This window comes from Streptomyces griseiscabiei (assembly GCF_020010925.1).
Classification (GTDB): Bacteria; Actinomycetota; Actinomycetes; order Streptomycetales; family Streptomycetaceae; genus Streptomyces; species Streptomyces griseiscabiei.
The window spans coordinates 515,962-532,888 of sequence record NZ_JAGJBZ010000001.1 but is presented as its reverse complement, the minus strand read 5'-3'; the positions used below and the strand labels follow the sequence as shown (position 1 = coordinate 532,888).

The 16,927-nt window shown below is 71.5% G+C and carries 15 protein-coding genes; 7 read left to right on the top strand and 8 right to left on the bottom strand.

Going from position 1 to position 16,927, the window contains the following annotated elements; translation table 11 throughout:
- The first annotated feature begins 494 nt into the window (after positions 1-494).
- The 6 genes from J8M51_RS02240 (at position 495) to yjfF (ending at position 7,912) form a co-directional block, all read left to right on the top strand.
- The gene (locus J8M51_RS02240) at positions 495-1,403 is read left to right on the top strand and encodes an SCO2400 family protein (protein ID WP_179202971.1); all 909 of its coding nucleotides are present in this window, start codon (positions 495-497) and stop codon (positions 1,401-1,403) included.
- A 456-nt stretch (positions 1,404-1,859) separates the two neighbouring features.
- On the top strand, positions 1,860-2,909 hold the full coding sequence (locus J8M51_RS02235) for a LacI family DNA-binding transcriptional regulator (RefSeq protein WP_086754202.1): 1,050 nt from the start codon (positions 1,860-1,862) through the stop codon (positions 2,907-2,909).
- Positions 2,910-3,069: 160 nt separating this feature from the next.
- Positions 3,070-4,080, top strand: a complete 1,011-nt coding sequence (locus J8M51_RS02230) for a substrate-binding domain-containing protein (protein ID WP_086754200.1) — start codon at positions 3,070-3,072, stop codon at positions 4,078-4,080.
- 111 nt (positions 4,081-4,191) lie between these two features.
- The gene (locus tag J8M51_RS02225) at positions 4,192-5,733 is read left to right on the top strand and encodes a sugar ABC transporter ATP-binding protein (RefSeq protein WP_086754180.1); all 1,542 of its coding nucleotides are present in this window, start codon (positions 4,192-4,194) and stop codon (positions 5,731-5,733) included.
- Positions 5,734-5,744: 11 nt separating this feature from the next.
- A complete protein-coding gene (locus tag J8M51_RS02220; RefSeq protein ID WP_086754198.1) occupies positions 5,745-6,881 on the top strand; it encodes an ABC transporter permease in 1,137 nt (378 codons plus the stop codon).
- A complete protein-coding gene (gene yjfF / locus J8M51_RS02215) occupies positions 6,881-7,912 on the top strand; it encodes a galactofuranose ABC transporter, permease protein YjfF (protein ID WP_086754178.1) in 1,032 nt (343 codons plus the stop codon). Before J8M51_RS02220 ends, yjfF begins: the two co-directional genes overlap by 1 nt.
- Positions 7,913-7,984: 72 nt before the next feature.
- Here the strand turns inward: yjfF and J8M51_RS02210 are convergent, their stop codons facing one another.
- From J8M51_RS02210 to J8M51_RS02185, 6 genes are all read right to left on the bottom strand, one after another.
- The gene (locus tag J8M51_RS02210; protein WP_086754176.1) at positions 7,985-8,836 is read right to left on the bottom strand and encodes an alpha/beta fold hydrolase; all 852 of its coding nucleotides are present in this window, start codon (positions 8,834-8,836) and stop codon (positions 7,985-7,987) included.
- A 43-nt stretch (positions 8,837-8,879) separates the two neighbouring features.
- On the bottom strand, positions 8,880-9,305 hold the full coding sequence (locus J8M51_RS02205) for a GNAT family N-acetyltransferase (RefSeq protein ID WP_086754174.1): 426 nt from the start codon (positions 9,303-9,305) through the stop codon (positions 8,880-8,882).
- 69 nt (positions 9,306-9,374) lie between these two features.
- Positions 9,375-10,049, bottom strand: a complete 675-nt coding sequence (locus J8M51_RS02200; protein ID WP_086754172.1) for a DUF305 domain-containing protein — start codon at positions 10,047-10,049, stop codon at positions 9,375-9,377.
- Between the two features lie 110 nt (positions 10,050-10,159).
- Complete coding sequence (locus tag J8M51_RS02195; RefSeq protein ID WP_179202970.1) at positions 10,160-10,564, bottom strand: DUF6153 family protein; 405 nt, start codon at positions 10,562-10,564, stop codon at positions 10,160-10,162.
- A gap of 70 nt (positions 10,565-10,634) precedes the next feature.
- Positions 10,635-11,096, bottom strand: coding sequence for a DUF4396 domain-containing protein (locus J8M51_RS02190; protein ID WP_086754170.1), 462 nt, complete (start codon positions 11,094-11,096; stop codon positions 10,635-10,637).
- Positions 11,097-11,262: 166 nt separating this feature from the next.
- Positions 11,263-11,700 carry a MarR family winged helix-turn-helix transcriptional regulator gene (locus J8M51_RS02185; RefSeq protein ID WP_267298919.1) on the bottom strand — a complete coding sequence of 146 codons (438 nt, stop codon included), beginning with the start codon at positions 11,698-11,700 and terminating at the stop codon, positions 11,263-11,265.
- 112 nt (positions 11,701-11,812) lie between these two features.
- Between J8M51_RS02185 and J8M51_RS02180 the strand changes: the two genes are divergently transcribed.
- A complete protein-coding gene (locus J8M51_RS02180) occupies positions 11,813-12,835 on the top strand; it encodes an NADP-dependent oxidoreductase (protein ID WP_267298918.1) in 1,023 nt (340 codons plus the stop codon).
- 108 nt (positions 12,836-12,943) lie between these two features.
- On the opposite strand, the gene J8M51_RS02175 is transcribed toward J8M51_RS02180, so the two are convergent.
- Both J8M51_RS02175 and J8M51_RS02170 read right to left on the bottom strand, forming a co-directional pair.
- The gene (locus J8M51_RS02175) at positions 12,944-14,128 is read right to left on the bottom strand and encodes a serine hydrolase domain-containing protein (protein WP_086759962.1); all 1,185 of its coding nucleotides are present in this window, start codon (positions 14,126-14,128) and stop codon (positions 12,944-12,946) included.
- A 25-nt stretch (positions 14,129-14,153) separates the two neighbouring features.
- Positions 14,154-16,757 (bottom strand): M14 family zinc carboxypeptidase, encoded by a 2,604-nt coding sequence (locus J8M51_RS02170; RefSeq protein ID WP_086759960.1) that lies wholly within the window; start codon positions 16,755-16,757, stop codon positions 14,154-14,156.
- Positions 16,758-16,927 lie beyond the last annotated feature (170 nt).

The following is a 16,927-nucleotide window of genomic DNA, read 5'->3' as shown; positions in this document are numbered from 1 at the left end:
AAATTTCGTCGCTCGTTCGAAATGCTGATCGCGACAGTAAGGACGACCCGGTCGGAGTGTCAATGGGTCGAACGCATAACGGTTCGGGGTCGGCGGGCCGAACGCGCCACGTTTTCGGGCCGATGGCGGCCGATGGCGGCCGATGGACGGGATCGCGCGCAAATGATCCGGACCGTGCCCGCCCGGGCCACCCGGTCCACGTGGGCCTGTCGTTTGGATCACGCCGGCTTCGGGCGACGGCGCCTGACGGCTGCCGGTGAGCGGGGCTTGGTGCGTGCAGCTGCAAGGCGGAGGAGGGAGTCGACGCGATGGGGGTACCTCCCGCTCGAGCGAAGCCGAGAGTGGGGGAGTCGGCGAGTGACGACAACGCCGCAGATGTGCGTGCCAAGCCCCGCGGCCCAGGTGTGATCCAAACGACAGGCCCAAGGCCCCTACACAACCTTCACGGGCCCACCCGGGAACGTCACCGCTGCGGAACATAATCTTCCGGCGTCATGGATTACTGCCACCCGTGCCAACGGCACCTCAATGGCGCCCTCTCCTGCTCGGGGTGCGGCGCGTCGGCCGAAGAGTGCCGGGCCCACGCGGACGCGTCGGCCGCCCGGGGCGACTCGGCCGTGGACGAACGCGGTCCGGCCGGGGGCGACGTCCCCGGCACCTCCGGCGTCCCCGACCCCTTCGGTGAGCCGAGCGGCGGTCGCCGTGCCCGGGGCCGGGGCCGCGGCCGGGGTGCGCGGGCGGCGCGGACCGACCGGGACGACGCCATCGAGGGCGCGACCGGGAGCGGCACCGCGGACGCCGCCGACTCCTCCGAGGTCACCGGCGCCCTCGACGACTCCGGGGCTCCGGGCGGCGGACGCCGGTCCCGGTCCCAGGGCCGCGGCCGGGGTGCGCGGGCCGGCCGCCGGGACCGCAAGGCCGCGGCGCACCGGCGCCGACGCCGCCGGATGCTGCTGGCCGGAGCCGGTCTACTGCTCGCGGTGGGCGGACTGAGCCTCGCCGAACTCGGCATGGAGGCACCGCCGAAGGAGCCCCGCGCGGCCGTGGTGGACGACGCCTCCGACGTGTCCCCGTCGGCCACGGACGACGCCGAGGGGGCCGGTGACGGCTCCGGCACCGCCGGCGGCGACGACGCCGAGGACGGGAAGAAGCCGGACAAGTCGGCCTCCCCCTCGGCCTCGAAGTCCGAGAAGCCCGAGGACGAGGACGACGCCGAGGACGAGGGCCGGCCCAAGGACCGCTCGGCCTCCAACGCCTCGGCGACCCCGGCCCCTTCGGCGCAGGACCCCACCGCCGATCCCGGGGGCACCGACGCCCCGACCGCCGAACCGACCGCGGACGAACCCGCTCCGGAGCCCAGTCCCTCGCAGACGTGCAAGCAGTTCCTGTGGTGGTGCTCCTAGCGGGCACGGCGCCGGTCGCCGCATCGGTCACCGTACCGACCGCCATGTCGATCACCGCAGGTCAGAGCCCCTGGGACGGGGTCACCTCCCAGGGGCTCCGCCATGCCCGGCCGCACCGCCCGCCATGCCGCGCGGACCGTCGCGTTATTGAAACGTGACGGGCAGCCTGACGCAGCCCTCTTGACCGCCATGAATTGTTAGCGCTCACAATGACCTCCGCATTCACCAGTCGACGCCGCAGGGCATCCGAGGAGGTACGAGCGTCGTGCCGACAGCGCTCCAACTCGCCTTACCAGCGGCTGACCTGGGACTTTCCGGAATCCCGGCGTGAGGCCGACGGCGCGGAACCATCCGCCGACCGCACCGGACTCGCCCACAACCGGAGAGTTATCGGCCACACGGAAGCCGTCCGCACCACCCGAACCGTCCGTCGTCGACCACCGAGGAGGTGTGGCCGTGACCCACTCGCAGCTCCGGCCGCCCACCATGGCCGACGTGGCACGCCAGGCCGGTGTCTCCCACCAGACCGTCTCCCGCGTCCTGGGGGACCACCCCAACGTCAAGCACGAGACCCGGGCCAGGGTGCAGCGCGCGATCGAGGAGATGGGCTACCGCCGCAACTCCTCCGCACGGGCCCTGGTGACCCGGCGCACCCAGACCCTGGGCGTGGTCGCCTCCAACACCACGCTCTACGGCCCCGCCAGCACGCTGTTCGCGCTGGAGGAGGCGGCCCGCGCCGAGGGGTATCTCGTCTCGACGGTCAGTCTGCGCGAACTGACCGTGGAGACCCTCTCCGAGGCCGTCGACCGCCTCAGCGACGGCGGTGTGGAGGGGGTGATCGCCCTCGCCCCGCAGCGCTCGGCGGTCGCGGCCCTCGCCGAACTCCGCCACCCCTTCCCGGTGGTGGCCGTCGGCACGGGCTCCGGTTCCGAGATCCCGAGCGTCAACGTGGACCAGGAACTGGGCGCGCGGCTGGCCACCGGCCATCTGCTCGCCGCGGGGCACCGCAGGGTCTGGCACCTCGCCGGACCCGAGGACTGGCAGGAGGCGGCGGACCGTACCGTCGGCTGGCGGGCCACCCTCGAAGAGGCCGGCGTGGAACCGCCGCAGCCGCTGCGGGGGGACTGGAGTCCGCTGTCGGGCTACCGGGCGGGCCAGGAACTGGCCGGCTGGGTGGGCCGCGGTCTGACCGCCGTCTTCGTCGCCAACGACCAGATGGCACTGGGGGTGTTGCGCGCGCTGCGGGAGGCGGGCGTCCGCACTCCCCAGGACGTGGCGGTGGTCGGCTTCGACGACATCCCGGAGTCGGAGTTCTTCGCCCCGCCGCTCACCACCGTCCGGCAGGACTTCACCACGGTGGGCCGGCGCGGTATCGCGCTCCTGCTCGACCTGATCGAGGGCCGGACCCCTGCCGGGCCGTCCCGGATCGCCATCGAACCCCAACTCGTCGTCCGCGCCAGCACCTTCCCGTACCTTCCCCAGCCGGGGACCCCTCCGGGCGGCTGACGCGGCCCCGGTACCACCCAGCGTTTTCCCCTCTCAGCATGGCCGACATTTCGAACAATGATCGACAGGTTGGACGTAGTCCGACAGGTTGGACGCAGTGCGGCCGGTCCAGCACGAGTACCACGGTCCGTTCCCGGACCGGCTCTTCAAAGGAGAAGACATGCTCAACAGACGTAACTTCCTCACCGCGGCGGTCGGCGTGGTGGCCGCGACCGGTCTGACGGCCTGCGCCAAGGACGACGGCGGCTCCACCGGCTCGGACTCCTCCGGCGGCGGCAGCAAGAAGATCACCCTCGGCTTCTCCCAGGTCGGCTCGGAGAGCGGCTGGCGCAGCGCCAACACCGACTCGGTGAAGTCCGCGGCCAAGGAGGCGGGTTACACCCTCAAGTTCTCCGACGCGCAGCAGAAGCAGGAGAACCAGATCTCCGCGATCCGCAGCTACATCGCGCAGAAGGTCGACGTCATCGCCTTCTCGCCGGTGGTCGTCACCGGCTGGGACGCGGTGCTCAAGGAGGCCAAGGCGGCGAAGATCCCGGTCGTCCTCACCGACCGCTCGGTCGAGACCTCCGACGACTCCCTGTTCGTCACCCTGGTCGGCTCCGACTTCACGGACGAGGGCCGCCGCGCCGCCAAGATCCTGGAGAAGGTCCTGGAGACGGCCGGCCACAAGGGCAAGGTGAAGATCGCCCAGCTGGAGGGCACCACCGGTGCCGCCCCGGCGATCGAGCGCGCCAAGGGCTTCAAGGAGGTCATGGACGCCGAGCACAAGGACGACTGGGAGATCGTCGTCAGCCAGACCGGCGACTTCACCCGCGCCGGCGGCAAGCAGGTCATGGCGGCCTTCCTGCAGTCCAACCCGGACATCAACGTCCTGTACGCCCACAACGACGACATGGGCATCGGCGCCATCCAGGCCATCGAGGCGGCCGGCAAGAAGCCCGGCAAGGACATCCTCATCGTCACGGTCGACGGTGTGAAGGACGGCTTCGTGGCCATGTCCGAGGGCAAGATCAACGCCATCGTCGAGTGCAACCCGCTGCTCGGCCCCCAGCTGATGGAGGTCGTCCAGACGGTCCACGACGGCGGCACGGTCGAGCGCTGGATCAAGACCAAGGAGAGCGACTTCATGCAGGACCAGGCCAAGGACGCCCTCCCCACCCGCAAGTACTGACCGACCCACCCTCCGGCAGGGAGCCCCCCGTCCGACCGGCACTGCGGTCCGGTCCGGTCCCGGGGCTCCCTGCGGGGCGATACGAATCCACGCATTCTGAGGAGCGCTGCCATGGCAGAGCCGCGGCCCGTCCTGGAAATGACGGGCATAGTCAAGGAATTTCCGGGGGTACGGGCTCTGTCCGGCGTCGACTTCCGGCTCTTCCCCGGCGAGATACACGCTCTGATGGGCGAGAACGGCGCCGGAAAATCAACGCTGATCAAGGTACTGACCGGGGTGTACACCCTGGACGGCGGCACGATCACCCTGGACGGCGAGTCCGTGGGGTTCGCCAGCCCCCTCCAGGCGCAGCAGGCCGGGATCAACACGGTCTACCAGGAGGTCAACCTCTGCCCCAACCTCTCGGTGGCGGAGAACATCTTCATCGGCCGTGAGCCCACCCGCTTCGGCCGTATCCAGTGGAAGCGGCTGCGCAAGGAGGCCGCGGAGCTGGTCGACCGGCTCGGCCTCGACATCGACGTGACGGCCCCGCTGTCCTCGTACCCGCTGGCCGTGCAGCAACTGGTCGCGATCGTACGGTCGGTGGGCACCGGCGGCGAGGAGGGCAAGGGCACCAAGGTCCTCGTCCTCGACGAGCCGACCTCCAGCCTCGACCGCGACGAGGTCCTCGAACTCTTCCGGCTGATGCGGCGGTTGAAGGACGAGGGCGTGGCGATCCTCTTCGTCTCCCACTTCCTCGACCAGATCTACGAGATCTGCGACCGCATGACCGTGCTGCGCAACGGCACCCTCGTCGGCGAGCACATGGTCAGCGAGCTCGACCAGGTCGGCCTGATCCAGCTGATGATCGGCAAGGACCTGGACCAGCTGGAGGAACTGCACGAGCAGCAGCTGCACGCCGACGTCGGCGAGACCCTGCTGCACGCGGACGGCCTCGGCCGCACGGGCGGGATCGCCCCCTTCGACCTGGACATCAAGAAGGGCGAGGTCGTGGGCCTCGCCGGACTGCTCGGTTCGGGCCGCACCGAACTCGCCCGGCTGCTCTTCGGCGCCGACCAGCCCGACAGCGGCAAGGTCACCGTGGGCGGCAAGCAGGTCCCGATGAGCGCACCGAACGACGCCATCGCCGCCGGGGTCGCGTTCTGCTCGGAGAACCGCAAGACCGAGGGCCTCGTCCCCGATCTGACGGTCCGCGAGAACATCATCCTGGCCCTCCAGGCGTCCCGCGGCTGGACCCGGCCCATCCCGGCCGCCCAGCGCGACGAACTGGTCGCCAAGTACATCAAGGCCCTCGACATCCGGCCGGCCAACCCCGAGGCCCGCGTGGGGCAGCTGAGCGGCGGCAACCAGCAGAAGGTGCTGCTCGCCCGCTGGCTGATCACCCAGCCGAAGCTGCTGATCCTGGACGAGCCGACGCGCGGCATCGACATCGGCGCCAAGGCCGAGATCCAGAAACTGGTCGTCTCCCTCTCCGAGGACGGCATGTCCGTCCTCTACATCGCGGCCGAGCTGGAGGAGGTCCTGCGCCTCAGCCACACCATCGGCGTGCTGCGCGACCGCAAGCTGGTGGCGAAGCTGACCAACGGCCCGGAGATCACCACCAGCAGGATCCTGGAGACCATCGCGAGCGGCGAACACGGAGAGAACCAGTGAGCACCCCACCCGTGGCGACCACGGCCACCACCGGCACGGCATCCCGCTGGCGGGCGCTGACACACCACCACCTGTTCTGGCCGGTCGCGGTCCTGATAGCCCTGCTGCTGATCAACGTCCCCTTCACCCCCGACTTCTTCTCGATCAAGATGACGGACGGCCACCTCTACGGCAGCCTCGTCTCGATCGTGCTCTTCGGCTCGCCCCTGATCCTGGTGGCCGTCGGCATGACCCTGGTCATCGCCACCGGCGGCATCGACCTCTCGGTCGGCGCGGTCGTCGCCATCACCGGCGCCCTGACCTGCTCGTACATCAGCGACCAGGCCGACCAGAACGCGCTGGCCGGAGTCTTCCTGGCCATGGGCATCGGCCTGGTGGCGGCGGTCGTCTGCGGCCTGTGGAACGGCTTCCTGGTGGCCCGGATGGGCATCCAGCCGATCATCGCGACCCTCATCATCATGGTCGCCGGCCGGGGCGTCGCCCAGCTGATCACCGACGGCCAGATCATCACCATCAACAGCGAGCCGTACAAGCTGATCGGTGGCGGCTACTGGCTGACGCTGCCCTTCTCCATCTTCGTGGTGGCGGCGGTCGTGGCCGTCACGGTCGCCCTGACCCGTCGCACGGCCCTCGGCCTGCTCGTCGAGTCCGTCGGCGGCAACGCCGAGGCCAGCCGCCTGGTCGGCATCCGCTCCCGCCGCATCAAGATCATGGTGTACGTCTTCTGCGCCCTGTGCGCGGGCATCGCGGGCCTGATGATCAGCTCCAACACCTCGGCGGCGGACGGCAACAACGCCGGCCTGTGGATCGAGCTGGACGCGATCCTCGCGGTCGTCATCGGCGGCACGTCCCTGCTCGGCGGCCGGTTCTCCATCGGCGGCACGGTGATCGGCGCCCTGGTCATCCAGACCCTCACCACCACGATCTACACGATCGGCGTGCCCACCCAGACCAACCTGGTCTTCAAGGCCGCCGTCGTCATCGTCGTCTGCCTGCTCCAGTCCCCGAAGTTCCGCGCGAAGGTCTTCGGCGCCAAGTTCGGCCCCAGGTCCGGTGCGCCGAGCGGTGGGACGGGCACCTCGCCCGCCGCCCCGGCGAAGACCGTCACGACGCCCGCCGACGCGGCCCCCAAGATGGAGGTGTCGTGATGACCGCGACCACCAAGACCCCCGCGGCCCCGGACAGCCGTACGCCGTCGACGACGTCGAAGGTCGCGCAGGTGCTCGGCGACCGGCGGCTGCCCGTCCTGGTCACCGCCGCGCTCTTCCTCACGATGTACATCGCGGGCCTGAGCCGCTACCAGAACTACGGCTTCGGCGAACCGCAGGTCTTCCTCAACCTCTTCATCGACAACGGCTATCTGCTGGTCGCCGCAGTCGGTGTCACCTTCGTCATCCTGTCCGGCGGCATCGACCTGTCCGTCGGCTCGGTGATCGGCTTCACCACGATGTTCACGGCCTGGCTGGTGGAGCGCCAGGGGGTGCCGCTGCCGCTCGCCGTCCTCCTCGCCCTGGGCGTCGGGGCGTTCGGCGGGTTCCTGATGGGCTATGTGATCCAGAACTTCGAGATCCAGCCGTTCATCGTCACCCTCGCCGGGCTCTTCCTCTTCCGCGGACTGTGCCTGGTCATCAGCAAGGAGTCGATCTCGATCAGCGACTCCTCGGTCAGCAGCCTGGCCCAGACCCGGGTGTCGCTGGGCGTGGGCGACCTGTCGATCGGCGCCCTCGCGGCCCTGATCGTCATCGGGATCGCGTTCTACGTGCTGCACTACACCCGCTTCGGCCGCCGGGTGTACGCCATCGGCGGCAACGAGCAGTCGGCCATGCTGATGGGTCTCCCGCAGGGCGGCACCAAGATCGCCGTGTACACGGTGAGCGGCTTCTGCTCGGCCCTGGCCGGCCTGCTGTTCATGCTGTACATCCAGTCCGGCGACCCGCTGCACGCGGTCGGCATGGAACTCGACGCGATCGCCGCGACCGTGATCGGCGGCACGCTCCTCACGGGCGGCTCCGGCTACGTCCTCGGCACCCTCTTCGGTGTCCTCGTGCTCGGCCTCATCAAGAGCATCATCCAGTTCGAGGGCACCCTCAGCTCCTGGTGGACGAAGATCGCCACGGGTGTGCTGCTGTGCGCGTTCATCCTGATCCAGCGGGCGATGACGGCACGCCGACAGACGTGACGTGAGCGCGACGCGCATCGGACGGAAGGGGACGCTCGCCCTCGCGGGGGCGGGCGTCCCCTTTTCCCGCTCTCAGCCCAGGAACCCGGCGACGGTCCCCACGAACCGGTCCCCGTCGTCCAGCCACGGATGATGCCCGGCCCCCGGCTGTACGACGAACTCCGCGCCCCCCTTGAACAGCGTGGCGTACTCGGCCGTCGCGACGGGCGGTGAGTTGAGGTCGACCTCCCCGGCGAGCACGAGCACGGGCGCCCCGAACCGCGCGAGCGCGGCCCGTGTCCCCTCCGGGTCGAAGGCCCCCTCGCTCCCGAAGATCCCGGCGGCCTCCGGGTTGCGCTGCCCGGCGTCGGCGGCGTCCAGGGCCCGGGCGGCGTCGTCCCAACGCCCGTGCAGGAACGGCGAGACGGCACCCCAGTGCCGCTCGTCCCCCCGCCCCGCCACGATCTCCTCCAGGGCGGCGTACCCCTCCGCGAACCACGGCTCTCCCGCACGCAGCCGGGCCACGGCGAGCCGCTCCGCGCCCCCGACCGCGATCCCGACCCCGAGCGGACTGGGTGTGACGAGCACGAGCCGCCCGACCCGCTCGGGGTGTGCCCGCACGTACGCCGCCGCGAGACTGGCCCCGGCGCAGTGCGCGAGCAGATCGAGCCGCTCCACCCCGAGATGCTCCCGCAGCGCCTCCACGTCCCCGACGAGCCGGTCGCAGCGGTACGACGAGGTGTCCTCCGGCACCGCCGACTCCCCGGTGCCCCGCAGATCCAGCCTCACCAGCCGCCGGTGCGCGTCCAGCCCGCCGAGACCGCCGAGATAGGCGGAGGCCCGCATGGGCCCGCCGGGAAGGCAGACGAGCGGAGGACCGGACCCGAGTGTGTGGTGGGCGAGCGGGGTGCCGTCGGGTGCGCGGAAGGTGGCCGAGGAAGTCATGGGGCCGACCCTCACAGCCTCTTCCCGGCGGGGCAACCGCAATTCACCGCATCACGCGGTACATACCGATCGAGTCGTGCGTGGCGGTGTCGGCGAAGCCGAACTTCTCGTAGAGGAAGCGGGCGGGGCCGTCGGCGATCAGGGAGACGTAGGCGGTGGCGGGGGCCCGGCGCTCCAGTTCCCCGGTGAGCGCGGCCATGATGCGCTTGCCGAGGCCCCGGCCCTGGTGGTCCGGGTGCACACAGATGTCGACGATCTGGAACGCGGTGCCGCCGTCGCCGATGACCCGGCCCATCCCGATGGGCTCCCCCGCGTGCCGGAGTACCACCCCGTGCCAGGTGTGGGGGAGGGCGAGCGCCACCGCTCCGGGGTCCTTGTCGGAGAGACCGGCATCGGTGCGCAGCCGGCGGAAGACCTCGACGGAGGGCACGCCCACGCTCAGCTCGTAAGGGTCGTTATCGCTAGTCATGCATTACATGCTAGCGGTCGGGTCGGGCGGGGAGGGGCCGTGGTCGCGGCCCCTCCCCACCCTGGGCTGTCAGCTGTCGCCGCCCTTGCCGAGCAGCTCGTTCATCTCGGTGATCTCGGCGGTCTGCGAGGTGGCGATGTCATCGGCCATGGCCGTGGCGGGCTTGTACGCGCCCTTGTCCTTCTCGGTGCCGGCCATCTCGACGGCGCCCTCGTGGTGCTCGACCATCAAGGTCAGGAACAGGGTGTCGAAGGCCGCGCCGGACGCCTTCTCGAGGCCGGCCATGTCCTGGGCGTCCATCATCCCGGGCATCCCGGGATCGCCGGCCCCGCCCGAGTGCTCCATGCCCGGCATCGAGGTGCCGCTCGGGACCTCCTCGCCCCAGGCCTTCAGCCAGCCGGTCATGGTCTCGATCTCCGGGTCCTGCGCCTTCTCCACGCGCGCGGCGAGGTCCTTGACCGCGTCCGAGGACGCCCGGTCGGCGGCCAGTCCGGCCATCTCCAGTGCTTGTCGGTGGTGCGGGATCATGCCCTGCGCGAAGGCCACGTCCTGGGCGTTGTGGGTGCCGGCCGTGTCGTCGGCGCCCGCCGACGCCGAGGGCGACTTGGAGCCGTGGCCGCCGCCGTCGTGGCCGCTCCCGCCGTCACCGCCGCAGGCGGTGAGCGCGAGGGCGGCGGTGACGGACGCGGCCGTCACGGCGGTGAGACGGGCCAGGGTGCGGGTTCGGGTTCGGGTGGCGCGCATGCTGGAACTCCTGCTGTCGCTGTGCGAAAGGGATCTGGACGTGCCGAGGCGCACCCGCGTCGCCGAGCCCGGTCGGGCCGGGCCGGTGAGGACGGGGTGCGGGGCGGTGTCTAGATCCGCAGGAGTTGGAGTTCCGCCAGGGACGGGGGCGCACGGGCGCCGTCCGGGGGCGCGACCGCGTACGCGCACAGGGCGTCGGCGGTCATCGGGACGGCCACCGGGTCGGGCACGAGGCCGGGCAGTGTCGGCCCGCCCTTCACCGCGCCGGACGCACAGGTCGGGTCGGCGTGCTGGGCGTGGTCCGAGCCGCAGCCGCCGGGGCAGCCCTCGTGGGCCTCGGCCCCGGGCTCGGCCTCGGCCGTCACCCGGTGCCGTGGCCCGGCGTGTTCGCCGCCGACGCCACCGGGCGCCAGCGCGTGCATCCCGAACAGCCCGGCCAGCAGCCCGAGCACGAGCAGCGCCCGCCACCGCCCGGAGGACGGTCGCGCGCGGTGTCGCTGTGCGCGGGCTGTCATGCCGCTCATGCTACGGAAGCCCCCGAACTCCTCGGCACGCGGGCCGAGTCGGCGCCCCGCGGCCGGTCTCTCAGTGGTGGGCGTGGACGACGGCGTGGCCCTTGCCTCGGCCGATCATCCACTTGTTGACGGGCGTGGTGAGCAGGAAGGCCACCGCGAAGCCGCCGAACAGGGCCGACCAGAACAGGCCGTCCGACAGCTCGGCGTCCATCGCCCCCGGTGTGAGGGCGATGATCCCGTTGTCGACCAGTTCCATCACCGCGATCGACACGGTGTCGGCGGCCAGCGCCACCTTCACCGCACCCCTGAGGTCCAGCCCCGCCCGGCGCACCGCGAACAGCGTGAACGAGTAGCCGAACACGAACGCGAGCGCGATCGCCAGCACCATGGTCGGCACGTTCCCCCACCCCAGGGCCGTCCCCACCACCATCCCGAGCACTTCCCCGACGACACACCCGCTCAGACAGTGCAGCGTCGCCTTCACGGCCGTCCCCCACGAGACAGCCCCCCGGTCATGTCCGCCGTGGTCCACGAGTTTCCTCCCGAGTCCTCGTTCCTGCGGTGCCTCTCCTCACCGACTATACCCCCAGGGGGTATCTTTCCGCCCTGGGTCCGCCCGGGCCGCCACGCCGGCGGTGTACCGCTCCCCGCCCGGCGGTTCGGGACGCCGGCGTGCGGGGCGGGCGCCCGTCGGCCGCCTACGCCTCCAGCATCCGCCGCAGCAGATCCCGCAGCGACTCCCGCTCGGTGTCGCTCAGCCCGGCCAGCGGCTCGCGGGCGAAGTCCAGGGAGTCCCGCAGGCTGCCGGCGACGCGGCGGCCCTCGGCCGTGGCGGCGGCCAGCTTCACCCGGCGGTCGTTCGGGTCGGGACGCCGCTCGACCAGGCCCCGGGCCTCCAGCCGGTCCACGATCCCGGTCACGTTCGACGGTTCGCAGCGGAGTTTCTGGGCGAGGCGGCGCATGGGGAGCGGTTCCAGGGAAAGGAGGCCGAGGAGGCGGGCCTGGGCGCCGGTGAGCGTGTGTTCGGCGGCGGCGTCCTCGTACTCCTCGTGGTAGCGGGCCACCACCGTGCCGATGAGTTCGACGACCTCCATGGTCAGGGGGTCGATACGGGGGGCCGTCTTCTGGGTGGGCATGGCTTCGAGGCTACCTCTTTACTTGACAACATGAAATATTCAGGAGCATGGTTGTTTCACGTACTGAAGTAACCGGACGGTATGCACCACCGCACCCGCAGGAAGGCCCCCCATGTCCGACACCCCCGCCCTCCCCGCCACCAGCCGTGAATGGCATCTGCTGAGCCGCCCCGTCGGCTGGCCCAAGGACGAGGACTTCGCCCTGGTCGAGGCGGAGATCCGGCAGCCCGGCGCGGGTGAGGTCCTCGTACGGAACAAGTACCTCTCCGTGGACCCGTACATGCGCGGACGGATGAGCGACGCGAAGTCGTACGTCGCCCCGTTCGAGCTGGGCAAGGCCATGCAGGGCGGGGCCGTGGGCGAGGTCGTCGCCTCGGCGGCGGACGGCATCGCCGTCGGCGACCATGTGCTGCACTTCGGCGGCTGGCGCGAGTACGCCACGTTCGACGCCAAGCAGGCCGTGAAGGTCGACCCGGACGCCGCTCCGCTCTCCACCTACCTCGGCGTCCTCGGCATGACCGGCCTCACCGCCTACGCGGGCCTGCTGCGGGTCGGCGCCTTCAAGGAGGGCGACGCGGTCTTCGTCTCCGGCGCCGCCGGCGCCGTCGGCAGCCAGGTCGGCCAGATCGCCAAGCTCAAGGGCGCCTCACGCGTCATCGGCTCGGCCGGCTCCGACGAGAAGGTCAAGCTGCTCGTCGAGGAGTACGGCTTCGACGCCGCCTTCAACTACAAGAACGGCCCCGTGTGGGAGCAGCTCAAGGAGGCGGCCCCCGACGGCATCGACGTCTACTTCGACAACGTCGGCGGTGAGCACCTGGAGGCCGCGATCGGCGCCCTCAACCTGCGCGGCCGTGCCGTGATCTGCGGCATGATCTCGCAGTACAACTCGACCGAGCCGACCCCCGGCCCCCGCAACATGGTCAAGATCCTGCAGAACCGCCTCCGCGTCGAGGGCGTCCTCGTCGGCGACCACTACGACTTCCAGCCCCAGTTCGTCCAGGAGGTCGGCCCCTGGGTCGCCTCCGGCGCCCTCAAGTACCGCGAGACCGTCGTCGAGGGCATCGAGAACAACCTGGAGGCCTTCCTCGGCGTCCTGCGCGGCGACAACACGGGCAAGATGATCGTCAAGCTCTGAGCCCCATGCGCCCGCGCCCGTGACGAACGCCCGCTCACGTTCGTTGCACACGCCGGAGTCCGCACCCCTGGACGTGGGGTGCGGGCTCCGTTCGTGTGTCCGGGGGCCTCAGGGGGCCAGGGCCAGCGCCGCGCCGTGCACGGCCCGTACGAACCCCGCGTTCTCCGGCGCCGCCCCGCCCGGGAACGCCATACGGCGCCGGGTGTAGCCGTAGGCGAGGCCGCCGCGGGGGTCGGCGAAGGCCTGGGAGCCGCCCGCGCCGCTGTGGCCGAAGGTGCCGGCGCCCAGGAAGGGGTGGACCAGCTCGGCGGTGGCCTGGAAGCCGAGGCCGAACGCCTTCGGTGTGCGTGACACCAGGTCGTGGCCGAGGGAGTGGACCTGGCCGAACTCGCCGACGGTGTCGGGCTTGAGGAGCGGCGGGCGCCCGTCCACCTCGCTGATGGCCGCCGCGTACATCCCGGCGAGCCCGCGCGCCGAGCCGACCCCGCCCGCCGAGGACTGCCCGTTCGCGCGCACGATCCGCGCGTTGGGGAAGTCCGTCAGCTCGCCCGGCTCCGGCACCTGGCCGTTGAACGCGATCGACGCCAGTGTGTGCGGCCCGCGCGGCACCGCGTCCAGCTCGGCCTGCTGCGCGGGCGTCGGCGTCATCGGCAGGACGGTCCGGTAGCGGGGCTCGTGCTCGTCCGGCAGCCCCAGGAACAGGTCGAGCCCGTACGGGGCACGGACCCGCTCCTCGTACACCTCCTGGAGCGTCCGGCCCGTGGCCCGCCGTACGACCTCTCCGGTGAGCGCCCCGATGACGAGCGCGTGATAGCCGAAGGCGGCGCCCGGACGCCAGAACGGGCGCTGGACGGCGAGGCGTTCGGCGATCACCCGGTCGTCCGCCAGCTCCTCCAGCGTGAACCCGGCATCGGTGCCGATGAGCCCCGCCCGGTGCGCGAGCAGCTCCCGCAGGGTCAGCGCCCCCTTGCCCTCGGCCGCGAACTCCGGCCAGTAGTGGGCCACTTCACGGTCCAGCTCCAGTACGCCGTCCTGGACGAGGAGCGCGACGACGAGATGGGCGGCACCCTTGGTGGAGGAGAACACGCCGTGCAGTGTGTCGCCGCCCGTCGCCGCCACCTCCTCGGGTCCCGCCCACAGGTCGACGACCCGCCGCCCGTGCACATACGCGGTCAACTGCCCCTCGTAGTCGGCCCGTTCCCCGGCCACGAACACGGCGAACTCCTCGCGCACCGCCTCGAAGCCGTCGGCGACCGTGCCATGGACGGCGGCCGTCCGGATTCCCTCGGTCATGCGCGCTCCCGTTCCTCGACTCCCGCTATCCGACGACTCTCAGCAACGCCCGCCCCACCTGCGGGAATTCCCCCTTCGGATGGTCGCGGAAGAGCGGTTCCGTGCCGAAGAGGACCGCGTTCGGCCCGCTGACCACGGAGGGCCGGCCCGCTGCCGCCGCCGGGCCGCCGGAGCCGTCGTCCAGCGGCCGCCAGTGCCCGGAGACCAGCGGATTCCCGGTGCCGTACGACTGCTCGACGGTGACGCCGCCGCCGAGATCGGTGAACCACACGGGCGCGTAGACGAAGCTGTGGTCCGGCGCGCCGCCGGTCACCGTGCCGCCCGCATTCACCACGCGGACCACGCCGTTGGCGTCCCCGTTGCCCTGCACGGCCGTCGCCTTCAGCCGCCCGGTGGCCGAGGCGAGCGCCGCGCCCGTCGCACCCCGGCCGACCAGCCCGTGCCCGGCGAGGAAGCCGGTCAGGGCCGTACGCGCGGAGGCGTTGAGCCCGCCGTACGACAGCCCCGACGACACGAACAGCACATCGGCCCCCGACTTCGCCCAGTCGAAGCCCGCGTTGAGCACCGCCGTCGACACCGGGACGACCTCGAAGTTCATCTCCCGCAGCGCGAACAGCTCACCGGCCGTGACGGCGGCGGCGACGCGGACCCGGTGGAGCGGGACACCCTTCACGGCCCTGGTCGCGTCGAAGACCACGTCGTACGACCGTGCCAGCGCCTCGGCCCGCCGTCGCGCCGACGCCGGTACGAGCGCGCTGCCGTCGGCCGCCTGCCGTACCGGAACCCCGTCCTTCAGAAGGGAGTTGAGGGCCGCGATCTCCTGCGGGGAGTCGAGGCGCAGCCGCAGGTCGCCGCGCGGGGCGACGTACCCGACACGGGCGGCGGCCGTCACCGGCCGGGCGGGGACGGCCGACGGACGGCCGCTCCTCGCCTCCGTCACGGTGGCGCCCCACAGCCGCCCCAGGCTCCAGCCGGAGATGTCGTACATCACCGAGACCTTGTCGCTGATGTCCCGCCCGTCGGCGAGCAGCGCGTTGGCCAGGCCGCGCTTGGGCTGACGCAGGTCGACGACGTACGAGCCCTTCGCGTACGACCGCCCGTCGAGCCGGAAGGAGCGGGTCGCGCGGGTCACCCGGACGTCGTTGGCGAGGAGATGGTCGACGAGCCGGGCGGCGGCCGTGGCGGACCGCTGGGCGCCGCCCGCCGGAATGACGTACGCGCGCGGGAACCGGGTCGTGTAGACGTCCTCGGGCCCGATGCCGGGCACCCCGGGGACGGTCGCCTCCGAGACCGGGACCTGGGCGGCGCCCGCGGCACCGCGCCGGAACACCTCGATCTGGTCGGCGATCAGCGAACTCCGCTTCTCCCGCACGAAGTCGAGGGTCGCGCGCAGCGCAGCGCCCGCCACGTCGACGTTGATGGCGGACCGGCGGCGCAACTCCTCGACCGGCAGCGACTCGTACGCCGCGTTGTTCACCTGGAGCGGGATCTCCACGGTGTGCGCGGCGACCGTGCCGTGGAAGGCCGCGTACTGCGGGGTGAAGATCGGCGGCCAGTCGTCCCAGCCCTCCGCCGAGTCCCGGAACGGGATCTGGGCCGGGTCGACACCGTCCTTCGCGGGCGTGTAGCCGAGGCCGTTGACGGCGGACTCCATGCGCAGCGCGTTGGCGTAGGTGTTCTTCAGGAAGAGGTCGTACTCGTAGTTCTCGCCGTGCGGGGGAGTGGTCGGCTCGATCAGGGTGCCGTTGACGTACCCGTGCAGATCGAGCATCACGGCGGGCTGCTTGTCGATCTGGATCCGCCGCATCGCCCGCACCTCGGGCTGCGAGGCGGTGACGAAGTCCCGGTTCATGTCGAACCCGCCCGCGTTGGCGCGGGTGCCCGCGATGCGGCCGTCCGGGTTGGCGGTGATGTTGAAGTACAGCCGGGAGCGGGCCAGAAGCTCCTTCGTCCGCGTGTCGCCCGCCGTCGCCAGCCGCTCGATGAGCTTCAGGGAGGCGTCCGTGCCCTCCCACTCGTTGCCGTGGATGTTGTTGTTGAAGAAGACGGGTGTCTTGTACGACTTCGCGATGCTCCGGTCCCGGGCCGCCGACTTCGGCGCGCTCTCGATGAGTTCACGCATCCGCGCCTGCTCGCGCGTCTGCCGCGCGGTCTCCGGGGCGGTCACGGTGACGAGGTACAGCCGGTGCCCGCCGGCCGACCGCCCCGCGATCTCCACACTCACCCGGTCGCCGAGCCGCTGCAGGGCGTTCAGCTTCGGCGCGATCGCGTGGTACGGGGTCAGGCCCAGCTTGATGGACTTGTCGGCCGGGTTCTCCGGGTCGGGGGAGAGGACCTGCTCCCGCGGATAGCCGCGACCGGAACCGGCCGTGTCGGAACCGGCCGTGCCGGACGCGCCGGTGGGATCGGAGAGGTCGGTTTCCGGTGCGGTGAGGGCCCGCTCGGCGGCGCTCGCCGGAGCCAGCGCGGCCCCCTGCGGCAGCGCGGAGCCCTCGCGGACGGGGGGCTTGGGTTCGGCGCCCGCGGGACGCGGGGCGACAAGGAGCGATCCGGCGGTGAGGCCGACGGTGAGAGTGGCGACGGCGACGCTGAACAGTGCGGATCTCGGGCCGGGTCTCGGCGGACGCACGCTACCTCCTGGAGTGGGGTTCCTTCTGGAGCGGGGTTCCTCGAACGTGCCGGTGCGGATGTCGACCACAGGTGGTCTACCTGTTCGACTCGCGGGCAACAAGAGGGCACGGCGGCCACGCGGGCACCGAAGGGAACGTGGGCATCGAGGGGAACGTGGCCGAGGGCCAC